Annotated in this window: 16 protein-coding genes; 8 read left to right on the forward strand and 8 right to left on the reverse strand. The window is 61.1% G+C overall.

All coding sequences use genetic code 11. The features are described 5' to 3' along the window. Positions 1-94: 94 nt before the first annotated feature. Complete coding sequence (locus ACIQUF_RS04070) at positions 95-2,188, reverse strand: PAS domain-containing protein (protein WP_403128705.1); 2,094 nt, start codon at positions 2,186-2,188, stop codon at positions 95-97. A gap of 196 nt (positions 2,189-2,384) precedes the next feature. On the opposite strand from ACIQUF_RS04070, the gene ACIQUF_RS04075 reads away from it, so the two are divergent. Further along, the gene (locus tag ACIQUF_RS04075; RefSeq protein WP_403128707.1) at positions 2,385-3,587 is read left to right on the forward strand and encodes a zinc-dependent alcohol dehydrogenase; all 1,203 of its coding nucleotides are present in this window, start codon (positions 2,385-2,387) and stop codon (positions 3,585-3,587) included. 63 nt (positions 3,588-3,650) lie between these two features. Here ACIQUF_RS04075 and ACIQUF_RS04080 read toward each other — a convergent pair whose 3' ends face one another. The 3 genes from ACIQUF_RS04080 to ACIQUF_RS04090 form a co-directional block, all read right to left on the reverse strand. Next, the gene (locus tag ACIQUF_RS04080) at positions 3,651-3,809 is read right to left on the reverse strand and encodes a hypothetical protein (protein ID WP_400801163.1); all 159 of its coding nucleotides are present in this window, start codon (positions 3,807-3,809) and stop codon (positions 3,651-3,653) included. A gap of 82 nt (positions 3,810-3,891) precedes the next feature. Continuing rightward, positions 3,892-4,212: a hypothetical protein gene (locus tag ACIQUF_RS04085; RefSeq protein WP_403128710.1), complete on the reverse strand. Its 321-nt coding sequence runs from the start codon at positions 4,210-4,212 to the stop codon at positions 3,892-3,894. Further along, the gene (locus ACIQUF_RS04090) at positions 4,193-4,738 is read right to left on the reverse strand and encodes a cupin domain-containing protein (protein ID WP_403128712.1); all 546 of its coding nucleotides are present in this window, start codon (positions 4,736-4,738) and stop codon (positions 4,193-4,195) included. The genes ACIQUF_RS04085 and ACIQUF_RS04090 overlap by 20 nt, the downstream gene beginning before the upstream one ends. A gap of 146 nt (positions 4,739-4,884) precedes the next feature. On the opposite strand from ACIQUF_RS04090, the gene ACIQUF_RS04095 reads away from it, so the two are divergent. The 4 genes from ACIQUF_RS04095 (at position 4,885) to ACIQUF_RS04110 (ending at position 10,491) form a co-directional block, all read left to right on the forward strand. After that, a complete protein-coding gene (locus ACIQUF_RS04095) occupies positions 4,885-6,672 on the forward strand; it encodes a thiamine pyrophosphate-requiring protein (protein ID WP_403128713.1) in 1,788 nt (595 codons plus the stop codon). A gap of 98 nt (positions 6,673-6,770) precedes the next feature. Next, complete coding sequence (locus tag ACIQUF_RS04100; protein ID WP_403128714.1) at positions 6,771-7,298, forward strand: (2Fe-2S)-binding protein; 528 nt, start codon at positions 6,771-6,773, stop codon at positions 7,296-7,298. Next, complete coding sequence (locus tag ACIQUF_RS04105; RefSeq protein ID WP_403128716.1) at positions 7,295-8,296, forward strand: FAD binding domain-containing protein; 1,002 nt, start codon at positions 7,295-7,297, stop codon at positions 8,294-8,296. The genes ACIQUF_RS04100 and ACIQUF_RS04105 overlap by 4 nt, the downstream gene beginning before the upstream one ends. Beyond that, positions 8,293-10,491, forward strand: coding sequence for a xanthine dehydrogenase family protein molybdopterin-binding subunit (locus ACIQUF_RS04110; protein ID WP_403128717.1), 2,199 nt, complete (start codon positions 8,293-8,295; stop codon positions 10,489-10,491). Before ACIQUF_RS04105 ends, ACIQUF_RS04110 begins: the two co-directional genes overlap by 4 nt. A gap of 39 nt (positions 10,492-10,530) precedes the next feature. Here ACIQUF_RS04110 and ACIQUF_RS04115 read toward each other — a convergent pair whose 3' ends face one another. Beyond that, a complete protein-coding gene (locus tag ACIQUF_RS04115; protein ID WP_403128718.1) occupies positions 10,531-11,460 on the reverse strand; it encodes a malate dehydrogenase in 930 nt (309 codons plus the stop codon). Between the two features lie 54 nt (positions 11,461-11,514). After that, positions 11,515-11,937: a hypothetical protein gene (locus ACIQUF_RS04120; protein WP_403128720.1), complete on the reverse strand. Its 423-nt coding sequence runs from the start codon at positions 11,935-11,937 to the stop codon at positions 11,515-11,517. 166 nt (positions 11,938-12,103) lie between these two features. On the opposite strand from ACIQUF_RS04120, the gene ACIQUF_RS04125 reads away from it, so the two are divergent. After that, positions 12,104-12,274, forward strand: a complete 171-nt coding sequence (locus ACIQUF_RS04125; RefSeq protein ID WP_403128721.1) for a hypothetical protein — start codon at positions 12,104-12,106, stop codon at positions 12,272-12,274. On the opposite strand, the gene ACIQUF_RS04130 is transcribed toward ACIQUF_RS04125, so the two are convergent. Both ACIQUF_RS04130 and ACIQUF_RS04135 read right to left on the reverse strand, forming a co-directional pair. After that, positions 12,266-12,874, reverse strand: coding sequence for a dTMP kinase (locus ACIQUF_RS04130; RefSeq protein ID WP_403128723.1), 609 nt, complete (start codon positions 12,872-12,874; stop codon positions 12,266-12,268). The genes ACIQUF_RS04125 and ACIQUF_RS04130 overlap by 9 nt on opposite strands. A gap of 69 nt (positions 12,875-12,943) precedes the next feature. After that, complete coding sequence (locus ACIQUF_RS04135) at positions 12,944-13,888, reverse strand: GlxA family transcriptional regulator (RefSeq protein ID WP_403128725.1); 945 nt, start codon at positions 13,886-13,888, stop codon at positions 12,944-12,946. Between the two features lie 106 nt (positions 13,889-13,994). Between ACIQUF_RS04135 and ACIQUF_RS04140 the strand changes: the two genes are divergently transcribed. Together ACIQUF_RS04140 and ACIQUF_RS04145 are read left to right on the forward strand one after the other, a co-directional pair. Then, positions 13,995-14,789, forward strand: coding sequence for an SDR family NAD(P)-dependent oxidoreductase (locus ACIQUF_RS04140; protein WP_403128727.1), 795 nt, complete (start codon positions 13,995-13,997; stop codon positions 14,787-14,789). A gap of 138 nt (positions 14,790-14,927) precedes the next feature. Next, a complete protein-coding gene (locus ACIQUF_RS04145) occupies positions 14,928-15,935 on the forward strand; it encodes a zinc-binding alcohol dehydrogenase family protein (RefSeq protein WP_403128729.1) in 1,008 nt (335 codons plus the stop codon). Positions 15,936-15,982 lie beyond the last annotated feature (47 nt).

Here is a 15,982-nt window from a genome sequence, read left to right on the forward strand (position 1 = left end):
TAAAGGCTAACCGAACGGAATAGTCGCTCCGCCCCGCTCCACTAAGAGCCTTCATCAGAAGGCTCCTTATATCTGACCGAGGTGACGATTGACGTTAGCGATTCACTTCGGCGTCACCGCGGCACTTTCGGAGCAGGTTATTGATGCTCAGCGCCAGCGCCTCAAGTGCGAAGGGTTTGGTCAGAACCGCTGTGTCTGGCTCTAATTGGGCGTTGTCCAGCACATGCGGTTGCGCGTACCCAGTCATGAACAAGACCGGAAGACCAGGCCTGCTGCAACGTCCGGTATCGGCCATCTGTCTGCCGTCGATTCCTCCAGGGAGGCCAATGTCTGTCACAAGCACATCGATGCGGGTATCTGAGCGGAGTAACTGGAGCCCGGCAAGGCTGTCAGCCGCCTCAATCACAATGTACCCGCAACTACCCAAGGCCTCGCTCACAAACATGCGCACGGAGGGCTCGTCATCTACGACCAGTACCGTCTCGCCTGACGAAGCCACTGCCGATTCAGCCAGCGGCTCGCACCGAGTTACAACCTCGATCTCGACTTTGTGAGTGGGTAGTTGAAGGTAAACCCGGGCACCAACCCCCTCCTCCGAGTTGATCCTGACTTGCCCTCCTGATTGTTTGGCGAAGCCATAGATCATGGACAGGCCAAGTCCGGTGCCTGCCCCGACAGGTTTCGTCGTGAAGAACGGTTCAAATGCTCGAGCAAGCGTCTCAGGACTCATGCCTACACCGTCGTCGGAAACACAGATAGTGAAGTACGTCCCGGGTACCAACTCTGGATCCAGCTCTGCTCCCTGCGCCAGCTCTTCGTTGTACGTCTTGATGGAGATGCAACCTCCGCCTTCCAAGGCATCACGAGCATTGATGCATAGGTTCAGGAGTGAATTCTCGACCTGAGCCGGATCGACGAGGCACGTGCTCGATGACGCATTCAGCTCCAACTTGAGTTGTATTGTTGGCCCTACAGTCCGGCTAATCAGCTCCTCCATATCGCTGATCAGGGTGTTCACATCGGTGTGAACAGGCATCAAGGTCTGGCGACGAGAGAACGCTAGGAGTCGATGAGTCAGGGATGCAGCCCTTTGGGCTGCCCCGTGAGCCACAGTCAGATAGCGTTCAACATCGGCGACACGCCCCTGCTTCAACCGAAGCTTGATTAAATCCAGGCTTCCGGTGATGCCAGCCAGCAAGTTGTTGAAGTCGTGGGCGATACCCCCGGTCAGTTGCCCGACCGCCTCCATTTTCTGCGATTGCCGGAGCGCCGCTTGGGCTGCCTCTCGCTCAGCCACAGCTTCTTCGATCCTCGCCTCCAGGGTGCGGTTGAGCTCTATGAGTTTGGTTTCGGCGGTTCTTCGCGCAGTTACGTCAATGGATGAGCCAATGAGTCCCATGACCTCGCCCGCTTCATCGCAAAAAGGTGCCTTGATCGACAGCCAGTAGGTAGCTGTGCCATCAGGCATGTCGACACGCTCTTCGATCTGTACAGCCTTCCCGTCATGCATGATGCGCTGATCGGTTTCCATTATCTGGCGAGCCTGAGCCTTGTCTTCCAGAACCTCCAGGTCAGTTTTGCCTAAATAGAACTCTGGCGGTTTGCCGATTAGTTGGGTGGCACCATCATTTGCAACGAGCAGCCGCCCCTTCAAGTCTTTGGCGTAGACAACACCTGGCACCGCAGCTGTGAAAGTCCGAAGCAAAGCTGACACCCTGTCACGCTCAGCCTCGGCCGATCGGCGTGACTCAATGTCCATGAGAACCCCAGGGAAGCGAACAGCCCGCCCCTCTTCGTTGAGCTCAGCTCGTCCATTGGCCTCAATCCACCTGAAACTGCCATCGTACTGGCGCACCCGGTATTCGCAACGGTATGCACCACCCCGCTTCATGGCCTTCTGGATGTCGGCGGAGACGCGATCACGGTCACCTGGGTGAATGGACGAGAATGCTTCCTCGATCGGAATGCCTGCCAAGCACCTCTGCGCTGACAGCCCAAATGATCGTGAAAAACGCTCATCAGCGGTCACTCGGTTTTCCGGGATGTCCCACACCCATGTGCCGATGATAGCGCCAGCATCGAGCGCTAGTTGCAAGCGCTCTGAAGCAGTCGTCGGAAACGCTTGTTCATGATTTGATGATGCGGGCGCATCAGGGGTGCCTGGAGTACCAGGACCTCCGCGATCCATAATTAGATTCCCTGCAAATTTCTCAAGGTTAAGTCAACTCAACGATCCCCGTAATGCCCCTGTTTGGGATCATTAGCACCAAAGGGACGAGACGAAGTATGCATTGATTCTGCCGTTGAAGCGTTTGATCTGAACTTTGCATCGTCAGCTATCCTCCCTGCATAACCCGATCAATCCGGCTGCAGGAGCTGACACGATGAGAGCACTGACTTACCACGGCGCCCACGATGTCCGAGTGGATACCGTTGCCGATCCCATCCTCCAGGATCCCGATGACATTATTCTTCGGGTCACCGCTACCGCTATCTGTGGTTCTGATCTCCATCTCTATCGCGGCAAGATTCCTGAAACCGAAGCCGGCGATATCTTCGGTCACGAATTCATGGGTATCGTCGAGGATGTTGGTCGGGAAGTCACCAACCTGAAAGTGGGCGACCGCGTGGTCATTCCCTTCGTCATTGCCTGTGGCAGTTGCTTTTTCTGTCAGCATGATCTGTTCGCCGCCTGCGAAACGACCAACACCGGGCGCGGCTCGATCATCAACAAGAAAGGCATTCCACCGGGCGCAGCCTTGTTCGGTTACAGCCATTTGTATGGCGGAATTCCCGGAGGCCAAGCCGACTATGTCAGGGTGCCTAAAGGCAATGTCGGCCCCTTCAAGGTTCCCACGGCGCTGCCGGATGACAAAGTGTTGTTTCTCTCCGACATTCTGCCTACCGCCTGGCAAGCCGTGACCAATGCTGAAATCGGCCAGGGATCATCGGTGGCCATCTACGGCGCCGGGCCGGTCGGGTTACTCAGTGCGGCCTGCGCGAAGATGCTGGGCGCACACACCATCTTCATGGTGGACGATAACGACCACCGGCTGGCCTACGCTCGCGACGCCTACGATGTGATTCCGATCAACTTTGAGAACGACGACGACCCGGCGGACTCGATTATCCGCCAAACGCCCGGAATGCGAGGCGTGGACGCCGTCATCGACGCGGTAGGCTTCGAAGCTAAGGGCAGCACCGCCGAGGCGGTCATGACCGCATTGAAGATCGAAGGCAGCAGCGGGAAAGCGCTGCGCCAGAGTATCGCCGCTGTTCGGCGCGGTGGTGTGGTCAGTGTGCCGGGCGTGTACGCAGGCTTCATTCACGCATTCATGTTCGGTGATGCTTTCGATAAAGGCCTAACCTTCAAGATGGGACAGACCCACGTCCAGAAATACCTCCCCGAACTGCTTGAACACATCGAGGCGGGACGGCTGGAACCTGAGCTGATCGTCACTCACCGACTCGCCCTGGAGGAAGCGGCCTTGGGCTACAAGATGTTCGACCAGAAACAGGACAATTGCCGCAAGGTCATTCTGGTACCCGGCGCTGCTGCGGGGACACTGGGTCAAGAACACGAGTGACGCACAGGAGCCAGTTCATCGAACCAAGGTCAGCAGCGTTGACCACAGCGCTGCTCCTGGGGTCTATATCGACTCTGCGTCATCCTGGATGTCTTCCTCGGCCTCAGCTGCATCCGTGGCATCGGCATCGTTCAAGGGTGGAGAGCTGGGTTTTTCAGGATCGTTGATGAACGGGACACCGCTAGGGCCTTGCTCTTCAAATCCTTCGGTTTTGGGCTGCATGGCAAATCCTCCGAGTGATGGTACTTGGAGAGTCGCTCTTGCCTCGATGTTCAGTTGCGTTTGGCCCTGTCTTCATCGGATATCAACGTTGCTCGGCGAGCAGGTGATACCAGCCAGCGTAGGGCGTATTGGTCACCTTATGGCGGTTGTAGTCAGGACTTCCGTCATCCCACCACACCGGCCCCCTCTCCCCTAAAGCTAGCTTTGCGTCATCTACCGCTGCTCGAGCGGCACGCAGCTGGACTTCGTCGTTGGATGCCTTGGCGTCCTTCACGGCTCGCCGCGCTTTCATCAGATCCTGCACCAGGCGCTGACGCACCTCATCGCAAAGCGCGGGATTGCTGCAGCGCCATAGCTGACCCTTGACCACGAAATAGCGACCGTCAGGTGTCGTTGGACGCATTCGCCGGCCATCGAGTCATCAACGCCCCCCCAATACCGCTGACCGGGTCTTGCTCAGGGCGTGGCACCTTGGCGATGCGGGCCAGGGCGCGCGAGTGCGCTGCTCTGTCTGGCCGTTGGATGTCGTAGTCTTCCTGCCCATGGGGATAGGCGCCAACCACCAGGAAATCGTCACTGCAATCGATGCAGCGATGGCCCGTGCCTGCCGGCAGCACCAGCACATCGCCGCGTTTCACGCTCAGGCTCTGCCCGGCCTCCCCGCCAAGCGTCAATCGGGCCCGCCCGCAGGCGACGCCCAACGCCTCATGGGCGTTAGGGTGAAAGTGGTGATAATCGAAGATCCCGGCGCGCCAGAGCGGTGTCCATTGGTGCGCCGCGAACATCGCTTCGAATGCGCTGGCGGCATCCCCCGCCGGATCGAGCCTCAATCGGTACAACAGCACGGGAAAACGACTGTTCGGCGTCGCGCCGTCGTCTTCGAAATACAGGGCCTGCACGCTGGCATCCGTCATGTTCATGAGGCTCATGATGCATCCTGATCGGGTTGTCGGTTCACCTTCGAGCCTGCCCGCTGCTTTCAGGTTCCAGCGGGCAGACCGGTGCGCACACCGTTGAAACTTTCCCGACACGTGCCAAGTCCAGACCCCTATCGATGACAGAACGGGAGCAGGCAATGACCGGCACGGTAGGCGACTTTCTGGTGGAGCGTTTGTATCAATGGGGGGTGCGGCGCATTTTCGGTTACCCCGGCGACGGCATCAACGGGGTTTTCGGCGCGCTGAGCCGAGCCAACGGCAAGATTGAATTCATCCAGGCCCGGCATGAGGAAATGGCCGCTTTCATGGCCAGCGCACATGCCAAGTTCACCGGCGAGCTCGGTGTCTGCATCGCCACCTCCGGTCCGGGCGCCTCGCACCTGCTGACCGGCCTTTACGATGCTCGCATGGACCACCAGCCGGTACTGGCCATCGTGGGTCAACAGGCGCGTGCGGCATTGGGCGGGCATTACCAGCAGGAGCTGGACCTGCTGTCGATGTTCAAGGACGTCGCCGGTGCGTTCGTTCAGCAGGCATCGACACCGGAGCAGGTACGCCACCTGCTCGACCGTGCGGTGCGTACGGCCGTTGGTGAACGCCGCGTCACTGCCGTCATCCTGCCCAACGACCTGCAGGACATGCCCTACCATGAACCACCGAGGGCGCACGGTACGGTGCATTCCGGCATCGGCTACAGCAAGCCCAGGGTGTTGCCGTTCGACGAAGACCTGCAGCGCGCCGCCGCGGTGCTCAACGACGGCCGCAAGGTGGCGATCCTGGTCGGTGCAGGCGCGCTGCAGGCGACTGATCAAGTCATGGCGATCGCCGAAAAACTCGGCGCCGGGGTGGCCAAAGCGCTGCTGGGCAAGGCTGTGCTGCCGGACGACCTACCATGGGTCACCGGGTCGATCGGCCTGCTCGGCACGGAACCGAGCTATCAGCTGATGACCGAGTGCGACACCTTGCTGATGATCGGCTCCGGCTTCCCCTACGCCGAGTTCCTGCCCAAGGAAGGCCAGGCGCGTGGCGTACAGATCGACCTGCAACCCGACATGCTCAGCCTGCGCTACCCGATGGAGGTCAACCTGGTCGGCGATGCCAGCGAAACGCTGCGCGCCCTGTTGCCGATGCTCGAGTACAAGACCGACCGTCGCTGGCGCGACAAGGTCGAGACCTGGCGTGCGCAGTGGGACAAGACCGTGGCCAAGCGTGCCCTGGTCAAGGCTGACCCGATCAACCCGCAGCGCGTGGTCCATGAGCTGTCCCCTCGCCTGCCCGACCACGCCATCATCACCAGCGACTCCGGCTCCTGTGCCAACTGGTTCGCCCGCGACCTGCAAATTCGCCAGGGTATGCAGTGTTCGCTGTCCGGTGGCCTGGCATGCATGGGCGCAGCCGTGCCCTATGCGATCGCAGCCAAGTTCGCCCACCCGCAGCGGCCTGTGGTGGCACTGGTGGGCGATGGGGCAATGCAGATGAACAACCTCGCCGAGCTCATCACCGTGGCCAAATATTGGCAGCAGTGGGACAACCCTCAATGGATCTGTGCGGTGTTCAACAATGAAGATCTCAACCAGGTCACCTGGGAGCAGCGGGTAATGGAGGGAGACCCCAAGTTCGAGGCTTCGCAGTCCATCCCTGACGTGCCCTACCATCTGTTCGCCATATCTATTGGCCTGCAAGGTATCTACGTGGATCGCGAAGAGGACGTTGCCGCTGCGTGGGAGCGCGCCCTGGCCGCCGACCGCCCCGTATTGATCGAGTTCAAGACCGACCCGAACGTGCCACCCCTGCCGCCCCACATAAAGCTGGAGCAGGCGAAGAAGTTCGCCAGCACCTTGCTCAAGGGTGACCCCGACCAGGCGGGCATCATCGTTCAAACCGCCAAGCAGGTACTCGGCTCGGTGCTGCCTGGCAAGAAGTGATCGGAAACTGGGCGAGCCGGCTGAACGTTTGTTCGGCCGGCCCGGTCGCACAACAGAGACGCAGCCAACTGCGCGAACCCTTACCGTGAGGACCTACCATGAGCGCGATCACTCCCAATGGGGCTGAAGAGCACCCCCTCTCCCTGACCCTCAACGGTCAGCCCCGAACCCTGGTGGTGCATCCCTGGACCACCATGCTCGATCTGTTGCGTGAACAGTTGGACCTGGTCGGTACCAAGAAAGGTTGCGACCATGGCCAGTGCGGCGCCTGCACGGTGCTGCGCGATGGCAAACGCGTCAATGCCTGCCTGACCTTGGCCATCATGTGCGACGGAGCCGAGTTGGTGACCATCGAAGGGCTGGCCAGCGGCGACGCGCTGCATCCCATGCAGCGCGCATTCATCACCCACGATGCTTTCCAATGTGGTTACTGCACTCCGGGGCAGATTTGCTCCGCAATCGGGCTTGCTCACGAAGGGCGGGCCGATAGCCGCGAGGCCATTCGCGAACAGATGAGCGGCAACCTTTGCCGTTGTGGTGCCTATGGCAACATCGTCGCTGCGGTTGAAGAAGCCCTGCCGTTGATGACTGACAGGGCGCAGCCACAACGAGGGCCGAACCCATGACGCCCTTCAGCTACCAAAAGCCCGCATCGGTCAGCGAAGCCGTGAGCCTGGCTGATGCCGGCTCGCGCTTCATTGCCGGTGGCACCAACATCGTCGACCTGATGAAGGAGAACGTCGTTCGCCCCGAGCGTCTGATCGACATCAGCGGCCTAGGGCTGAACGATATTCAACCAACCCCCAGCGGCGGCGTACTGATCGGCGCGCTGGTGAGCAATGCCGACCTGGCCTGGCACCCGCTGATCGAAGCGCATTACCCGCTGCTGTCCCACGCTATTCTGGCTGGAGCATCACCGCAGCTGAGGAACATGGCCAGCACCGGTGGCAACTTGCTGCAACGCACCCGGTGCTACTACTTCTATGACACCGGCACCCCGTGCAACAAACGAGAGCCCGGCAGCGGCTGCCCCGCGCGAAATGGCCAGAACCGGATCCACGCGATCCTTGGCGCCAGCGCTGCCTGCGTCGCGACCCATCCCTCCGACATGTGCGTGGCAATGGCAGCGCTCGAAGCCGTGGTGCATGTACAAGGACCGGACGGCGAACGCCAGATACCTTTTGCGGCTTTCCATCGCCTCCCCGAAGACACCCCGGAGCGCGACAATCAACTGGCAGTCAATGAACTGGTGACCGGCATCGAGCTGCCGCCCCCGGTGTTCGAACACCATTACCGTTATCTGAAAATACGCGACCGCGCCTCTTACGCATTCGCGCTGGTGTCGGTCGCTGCGGCGTTGAGCTTCGATGGCGAGGTGATCCAACAGGCTCGCCTGGCGCTGGGCGGTGTTGCCCACAAGCCATGGCGGGACCCGGATGTGGAGCGCCTGCTGGTCGGCCAGGCGCCCTGTGAAGCGCTTTTCACGCGTGCCGCGCAAGCGTTGCTGCAGGGTGCGCAACCGCTGAGCCACAACGGCTTCAAGGTAACGCTTGCCCAACGTGCAATCGTGCGGGCATTGAATGACGCGGCGCACGGTACCGCTGACAGAGGGGCACGACCATGAGCAACTCCACACCGGTAGTCGGCACGCCCCTGGACCGCGTGGACGGGGTGGCGAAAGTCACCGGGCAGGCACGTTACGCGGGCGAATACCCCGAGGCGGGGCTGCTCCACGGCAGCGTCGTGTCCAGTACGATAGCGCGCGGTCGGGTACTCGACATCGACAGTACACAAGCCCTGCGCGTGCCCGGGGTGATCGGCGTGCTCGACCATGACCATCGTCCGCGCATCTCCAGCTATGACGACGACTACAGCGACGCCGATTCTGCCGAAGGGTCGCCGTTCCGACCCTTGTTCAATGATCGAGTGCTCTACAGCGGGCAACCGTTGGCGCTGGTGGTGGCCGAAACCCTCGAACTGGCCCGGTACGCAGGTTCGCTGATCAGGATCAACTATGCCGAGGAGGCCCACCAGACAGACCTGGCCGCATGCCAACAGGCGCATGAAGCGCCCGCCGAGACACCGGCGCCGCGTGGCGACTTCGCCGGGCAGTTTGCCGGATCGCCGGTGCAGGTAGATGCCACCTACCTGACGGCCAACGAGCACCACAACCCGATGGAACCCCATGCGTCTACGGTGCAGTATAAAACCGACGGCACCCTGGAAATTCACGACAAGACCCAGGGCACGCAAAACTGCCAAGACTACCTGCACAAGGTGTTCGGCCTGCCCAAGGCCAACATCCGGGTGCGCGCAGCGTTCGTCGGCGGCGCCTTCGGCTCGGGTCTGCGCCCGCAGTACCAGTTGCCGCTGGCCGTGATGGCGGCATTGCACCTTAAGCGTTCAGTACGCGTCACGCTGACGCGCCAGCAGATGTTCACCTTCGGCTACCGGCCCCGCACCGAGCAACGCTTGCGCCTGGGGGCAGACGCCAACGGGCAATTGCTGGCGATCGCTCACGATGCGCTTGGCCAGACCTCCCGCTTCGAGGACTTCACCGAGCACCTGGTGGAATGGAGCGGCATGCTCTACCAGTGCGACAACGTTGCGCTCAGCTATCGACTGGCCCCGCTCGATGTGTACACCCCACTCGACATGCGGGCGCCTGGGGCCGGGTCAGGGATGATCGCGTTGGAATGCGCCATGGATGAACTCGCCTGTGCAGCGCAGATCGACCCGGTCGAACTGCGCCGGCGCAACTTTGCTGCCAACAACGGCAATGAGGGCAAGCCTTACTCCAGCAAGGAACTGCTGGCCTGCTACCAGCAAGGCGCCGAACGCTTTGGCTGGCATCTGCGCAACCCGCAACCGCGCAACATGCGCCAGGGTAACCAACTGGTGGGCTGGGGCATGGCCGGCGGCGTCTGGGAAGCCATGCAGATGAAGGCCAGCGCCAAGGCACGCATCGACGCCCAGGGCCACCTCACCGTCAGCAGTGCCACCACCGATATCGGCACCGGCACCTATACCGTCATGACCCAGATCGCAGCCGACGCTGCCGGCGTCAGCGTGCAGGATGTCACCTTCGTGCTGGGTGATTCGTCGCTGCCCACCGCTCCGCTTCAGGGCGGATCGTTCACGGTGTCGTCAGTTGGCTCGGCGGTGCGCCAGGCCTGCCAGATACTGCGCACCAAGGTGCTGGAACAAGCGCGCAAAATGAACCCTCAGTTGGCCAGCACCGCTTGGGAGCAGGTCGTGTTCGCTGATGGCTACCTGCATGCAGGCAGCCATCGCCTGGCCGTGGCGGACATCGTCGCCAGCGCCCCCGATGGTGAGTTCGAAGTGCAGATCGAGGCGGAGCCCGGCGCCAGGCGCCAACAGTTTGCTACGGCGACGCATTCGGCGGTGTTCGTGGAAGTCCATGTCGACGAGGACCTTGGCACGATCAAGGTAGCCCGGGTGGTCAGCGCTGTGGCGGCAGGACGCGTGGTCAACCCGAAAACCGCTCGCAGCCAGATTCTGGGAGGCGTGGTCTGGGGGGTGGGCATGGCCCTGCACGAATCAGCACTGACCGACCATCGGTTGGGACGCATCGTCAATCACAACCTGGCGGAGTACCACATTCCGGTCAATGCAGACTGCGGTGATATCGACGTGATCTTCGTTGAGGAACACGATGAGATTGTCAACGAACTGGGGTCCAAGGGCGTAGGCGAAATCGGCGTCGTTGGGGTGGCGGCTGCAGTGGCCAATGCGGTCTACCATGCCACGGGCAAGCGTGTGAGGGAATTTCCGATCACGCTCGACAAGATGTTGTGAGCGGGCGGGGGCAAAGCCCCCACCCCCATGCCACCCGATTCACAGCGCATCTATTTCCGCGATATCCCGCGCAACTTGATCGGCAGAATGGTCAAACATCGCTTGCTCCTGTGCATCCAACGTCAGCTCGATCACCCGCTCGATCCCATGCCCGGCCAATACACAGGGAACGCCCATGGCAATCCCTTTGCGCCCATACTCGCCCTCGAGAATCGCAACCGCCGGCAAAATGCGGTTTCGTCGGTTGGCAATAGCGTCCACCATCTGTGCAATGGCCACACCTGGCGCGTCGCAGGCGCTGCCCAGCTTCTTCAAGGCCAGAATCTCGCCGCCACCTTGGCGTGTGCGCTGCACAATCCGCTCTATTTGCTCGTCGGACAAAAAGTGCGACAACGGCACCGAACCGATCGCACAATAGCGCATCAACGGGACCATGCTGTCGCCATGTCCTCCGAGGACCAGCGCCGTGATGTCCCGCGCCGAAAAACCTGTCTCCTCGGCAATGAAACACTTCATGCGCGCGGTATCCAGTACTCCCGCCTGGCCGAATACCTTGTCGCGCCCAAGTGGACTGAGGCTCCAGGCCCGATAAGTCAGCACGTCGACTGGGTTGGACACCACCAGGACCGTCGCTGACGGCGCATACGTGTTTACGTCCTGCATGATGCCGTCGAGGATGGGCAGATTGATGCTCAGTACATCCTGACGCGATTGACCCGGCTTGCGTGGCACGCCTGCCGTAATCACCACCAGATCGGAATCCTGCAGCATCTCGGCGTTGGACCCACCATAAACCCGGGTATCAGATCCCGCCTCAACTGCCGCCTGCCAGACATCCAGCGCCTTGCCCTTGGCCAAGTCACCCTGGACATCGATCAGACTCAACTCACCGCAGAGTTCATCCCGAGCGATCATCTGAGCCGCCGCCTCACCGACCATGCCGGCACCGACGATAGATAGCTTGTTCATCTCATACCTCCCGCAGCTTGCGTTGGCGACGAGCCAGGGATAACCCGAGCCCCCTCACATCAGGCAATAGAACTCGCTGACCTGCGCAACCACTGCGCCGTTGCCATCGAACAAACGCGCCTCGGGCGTCAGCGCCATCGACCGCGCCTCCAGCACATAACGCTCGCCGGCTTTGAAATGCGCGTAAGGGATGGTCAGGTAGCATTCGCGCACGGTGGTGCCACCCATCATGCTCATGCCTCCACCCCCGCCGACTTCATAGTCGAACCGGACCAGCAGCTCATGACTGCCAGGGCTCACCTGAAAGAAACGTCCGTCCTTCAGCCGTTGCTTGTCCAGCCGCTCGGCCAGCAGAACTCGGTCATTGGGGAATGGCATCGAGAAATCGACCCAGGCCATTTGCGGGTTGGCGGTTGGCATGGGCGCCTGACAACCCGCTACCAGTGTGATTGCGAGTAACAGCATCGACCTGCACATGATAAATGTCCCAAGGGATCATCTGTTCAGCATAGCTGCCGCTACGGGCCGTTCTGCCATTTCACAGGCAAACTCTGCCACATTTGCGCAGGTGGGATGCGCCACTGCAATTGGAGCGTTATGGTTAGCGCTTGAGGGACGAAACCTATCTGCAACGGAGGCAGTCATGACAACCCTTTTTCGCATCAGCGTGCTGGTACTGGTCGCAGGCATGTTGCTGGGCGATATCGTGCTTGCCAGCGTGGGCCTGGTTGCTGTGTGCGGCTTGGCTGTCTACAGCAACATCCAAGAGGACGAACAGGCTGAATGCCCACAACCGCCTGACTTTCTAGCGTAAGAGAGCCAGCACTCTCTCGATCTCATCAGCCACCTGTACCGTCGCCTCCTCGACCGTCCGCTCATTGCGGCACAAGAACCAGCCGTTGTCGGTGATCGCCCGCTCGAACGCCTCGGTACAAGCCACTTGCTCTTGGAGATTGAACATCACGGTACTGCGCAGCCCAGCCGAGCGTGCCGCCGCCCTCGCCCATGAAATGTCGGGCTCGGTGACAACCCCTACATGCAGATCTGGCACTCGCACGTTTCGCTCGATGTTCAGCGCCAGCACCTCGGCAAACGGGACGAGCCGGCGGAACGCCGCATCAGACGGATACCAGCGATCGATCAGGATGATGCTGCCCGCAGGTTGCCTGGGCAGCACATGCCGGGAAATCCAGGCACGGCTATCGGCCAGCCGCTCACACACTTCCAGCTCCAGTGCTTGGCTGGGGTTCCTGACGAATGTATTTACCAGGGCCATCGTGTCAGCGCGGCTTGGGTCGTTGTTTCGCTCGCACAGTCGGATCACCTTGTGCCTTTTTGCCCGCAAGGCTTGGGTAACCGACTCCAGCAATGTCGTTTTACCCGTTCCCTTGGGCCCATCGAACGAAATGAACATGTTTTAAAGCAGCCTTGGTAAGCCAATACGCCAGGAGCACATTTGTACTCCATCCGTAAGATCCGTACTTCACTCTACCCGTCGAGCATCACGGCGTACCGCCTGTGGCGGCACGCCATAGCCGCGCATGAACACCTCGCGCATGTGCCGTCGATCCCTGAAGCCGGTTTCCTTGGCCACGGTATCCAGGCTGTGCCGACTTTGCTCGATCATCAAACGGGCAGCCTCCAGCCGCAGGCTCTCCACCGCCTTGGCCGGTGATTGTCCGGTTTCTGCAGTGAACACGCGAGTGAATTGCCGAGGGCTCAGGTGGGCCACCTCAGCCAGCTCTTCCACGCCCAGCGGGCGGTTGAGATGCTGTCGTGCGTAAGCCAGGGTGCTCTGGATACGGTCAGACTTGGGCGCGAGCGCCAGCAGTTCCGAATGTTGCGACTGCCCGCCGGAGCGACGTTGGTGCATCACCATCTTGTGCGCGATGGAGCGGGCAAGCGCGGCTCCCAAGTCCTTCTCCACCATCGCCAGCGCCATGTCCAGGGCGGCGGTCATGCCAGCCGACGTCCACACCGGGCCATCGACAATGAAGATCCGATCCTCTTCGACCTTGATCTTGGGATGCATGCGCTTCATCGCATCGGCGTAGTACCAGTGGGTCGTAGCGCGTCGCCCGTCGAGCACCCCAGATTGGGCCAGCACGAACGACCCGGTGCACAGGCCGGCCGTGCGCCGCGACGCTTCGACGAATCCGCGCACGCTGTGCAGCACCTCATCGCCAGGTGGGGCCTGTGGCGTGAGCGTGCCGGTCACCATCCAGGTGTCCGCCAATCCAGGCGCTCCCAGCGGCAGAGTATCGACATGCATGCCCAGTGAAGAGCGGACAGTCCCCCCGCCCATGGAGAAATTCTGAATCCTGTAGACCTCCTTGCCCGCCACCAGATTGGCGAACTCGAACACAGTCTGTGTCGCCAGGGACATGATCTGAAAGCCCTCGGTGAGCAGATAGCCGACTCGGTGCATTACATTGTTCCGTTACTGGATGTCCTGAAACAATACCCTATACGTCATTTAAGTCATTCGCAACGTTGCGCATCATGGCTGCAACCCCAACCAACGGAGCTCGGCCATGACACAGCAATACAAAGGCACTGCACTGATCACCGGCGCATCCACCGGAATCGGCGCAATCTTCGCAGAGCGCCTGGCGCGCCGCGGTTATGACCTGGTGCTGGTGGCGCGCAACCGTGAGCGCCTCGATGCGCTTGCCAGCCGCCTCACCGCGCAAACCCAACAAAGCGTCGAAGTATTCCCGGCAGACCTGGGCAACGCCGCCGACCTGGCGCGGGTCGAACGCAAGCTGCGCGAAGACGCCAGCATCAGCCTGCTGGTCAACAACGCCGGCATCGGCACTCACACCAGCCTGCTCGAAAGCGATGTCGAGCGCATGGCCGAGATGATCAGCCTCAACGTCACCGCCCTCACCCGCCTGAGCTATGCCGCCGTGCCCGGTTTTGTCGAGCGCAAGCACGGTGCGTTGATCAACATTTCCTCCATCGTCAGCCTGGCGCCGGAGCTGCTCAATGGCGTGTATGGCGCCAGCAAGGCCTATGTCACCGCCTTCACCCAGTCGCTGCACAAGGAGCTGGCCGCCGATGGGATCAAGGTTCAAGCAGTATTGCCCGGCGCCACCGCGACCGACTTCTGGCAAATCGGCGGCCTGCCTGTGGAGAATCTTGACCCGAACATCGTCATGTCGGCGACCGACCTGGTCGATGGAGCTCTTCAGGACTTCGACAAGGATGTGCTGATCTCCATCCCGTCGATGCATGACCTGAAGCCGTACGAAACCTTTGAGGCCAGCCGCCAAGCGCTGCTCGGCCAACTTTCGAACAACCGCCTGGCGCCACGCTACAACGCCTGACTGCATTTACAACGGCAGGCGCAGGTAATTTCCCGGACTTTCATCGCAGCAGTGAAAGTCTTACCTCGTCTCGCCGGTTTTTGTACGAAACCAACACGGATAACCTGACATCACTTTCACTTTTTCGAGGTCATGCCAATGAAGGCCGTTGTATATACCCAAGCCGGTTTGCCTATTCAGGATCCCCAGTCCCTGTTCGAGACGGACCTGCCCCACCCCACGCCTGGCCCCCGGGACCTGCTGGTCGAGGTCAAGGCCATTGCGGTCAACCCGGTCGATACCAAGGTTCGCGCCAGTCGCACTACCGGCCAGCCGCAGGTCCTGGGCTGGGACGCGGTGGGCGTCGTGCGCGAGGTCGGCAGCGAAGTGTCGCTGTTCCAGCCAGGCGACGAGGTGTTCTATGCCGGCGCCATCGACCGCCCCGGCAGCTACAGCGAGTTTCACCTGGTCGACGAGCGCATCGTCGGCCACAAACCGCGCAGCCTGGACAACGCCAGCGCCGCCGCCTTGCCGCTGACGTCCATTACTGCCTGGGAGCTGCTGTTCGATCGGCTGGGCGTCGAGCAGAACGGGGGGCAGGGCCAACGCCTGCTGATCATTGGCGCTGGCGGGGGCGTGGGCTCGATCCTCGTGCAATTGGCCAGGCAGCTCACGCAGCTGACGGTGATCGGCACCGCCTCGCGCTCTGAAACACAGCAATGGGTCAGCGAACTAGGCGCCCACCACGTGATCGACCATTCGCGTTCGCTCCCGCTGCAACTGGCGGAGCTGAAGCAGGACCCGGTGGACTACGTGATCAGCCTGACGCACACCGACACGTACCTTGCGCAACTGGTGGAAGTGCTCCGGCCACAAGGCAAGCTGGCGCTGATCGATGACCCGGCGCAGCTGGATGTCATGCCGCTCAAGCGCAAATCGCTGTCGCTGCACTGGGAGCTGATGTTCACCCGTTCGCTGTACAAGACCGAAGACATGATCAAGCAGCATCAACTGCTGGAGCGGGTATCTGCGCTGGTCGACGAGGGCGTGATCAAGACCACGGTCGGTGAACACTTCGGCGTGATCAACGCGGACAACCTGAAGCGCGCCCATGCTCTGATCGAAAGTGGCAAGGCCCGCGGCAAGATTGTCCTGGAAGGCTTCTGATCCCTTGACCTACTCCGAGCCCGGTACCTCCGTGTGCCGGGTGACGA

The organism is Pseudomonas sp. NPDC090233 (genome assembly GCF_044772285.1).
In the GTDB taxonomy this organism is placed as follows: Bacteria; Pseudomonadota; Gammaproteobacteria; order Pseudomonadales; family Pseudomonadaceae; genus Aquipseudomonas.

What these genes read in the sequence shown, in the direction of transcription:
- ACIQUF_RS04070 (WP_403128705.1), bottom strand. Translation starts at nt 2,188, where the DNA reads ATGGATCGCGGAGGTCCTGGTACTCCAGGCACCCCTGATGCGCCCGCA.
- ACIQUF_RS04075 (WP_403128707.1), top strand. Translation starts at nt 2,385, where the DNA reads ATGAGAGCACTGACTTACCACGGCGCCCACGATGTCCGAGTGGATACC.
- ACIQUF_RS04080 (WP_400801163.1), bottom strand. Translation starts at nt 3,809, where the DNA reads ATGCAGCCCAAAACCGAAGGATTTGAAGAGCAAGGCCCTAGCGGTGTC.
- ACIQUF_RS04085 (WP_403128710.1), bottom strand. Translation starts at nt 4,212, where the DNA reads ATGCGTCCAACGACACCTGACGGTCGCTATTTCGTGGTCAAGGGTCAG.
- ACIQUF_RS04090 (WP_403128712.1), bottom strand. Translation starts at nt 4,738, where the DNA reads ATGAGCCTCATGAACATGACGGATGCCAGCGTGCAGGCCCTGTATTTC.
- ACIQUF_RS04095 (WP_403128713.1), top strand. Translation starts at nt 4,885, where the DNA reads ATGACCGGCACGGTAGGCGACTTTCTGGTGGAGCGTTTGTATCAATGG.
- ACIQUF_RS04100 (WP_403128714.1), top strand. Translation starts at nt 6,771, where the DNA reads ATGAGCGCGATCACTCCCAATGGGGCTGAAGAGCACCCCCTCTCCCTG.
- ACIQUF_RS04105 (WP_403128716.1), top strand. Translation starts at nt 7,295, where the DNA reads ATGACGCCCTTCAGCTACCAAAAGCCCGCATCGGTCAGCGAAGCCGTG.
- ACIQUF_RS04110 (WP_403128717.1), top strand. Translation starts at nt 8,293, where the DNA reads ATGAGCAACTCCACACCGGTAGTCGGCACGCCCCTGGACCGCGTGGAC.
- ACIQUF_RS04115 (WP_403128718.1), bottom strand. Translation starts at nt 11,460, where the DNA reads ATGAACAAGCTATCTATCGTCGGTGCCGGCATGGTCGGTGAGGCGGCG.
- ACIQUF_RS04120 (WP_403128720.1), bottom strand. Translation starts at nt 11,937, where the DNA reads ATGTGCAGGTCGATGCTGTTACTCGCAATCACACTGGTAGCGGGTTGT.
- ACIQUF_RS04125 (WP_403128721.1), top strand. Translation starts at nt 12,104, where the DNA reads ATGACAACCCTTTTTCGCATCAGCGTGCTGGTACTGGTCGCAGGCATG.
- ACIQUF_RS04130 (WP_403128723.1), bottom strand. Translation starts at nt 12,874, where the DNA reads ATGTTCATTTCGTTCGATGGGCCCAAGGGAACGGGTAAAACGACATTG.
- ACIQUF_RS04135 (WP_403128725.1), bottom strand. Translation starts at nt 13,888, where the DNA reads ATGCACCGAGTCGGCTATCTGCTCACCGAGGGCTTTCAGATCATGTCC.
- ACIQUF_RS04140 (WP_403128727.1), top strand. Translation starts at nt 13,995, where the DNA reads ATGACACAGCAATACAAAGGCACTGCACTGATCACCGGCGCATCCACC.
- ACIQUF_RS04145 (WP_403128729.1), top strand. Translation starts at nt 14,928, where the DNA reads ATGAAGGCCGTTGTATATACCCAAGCCGGTTTGCCTATTCAGGATCCC.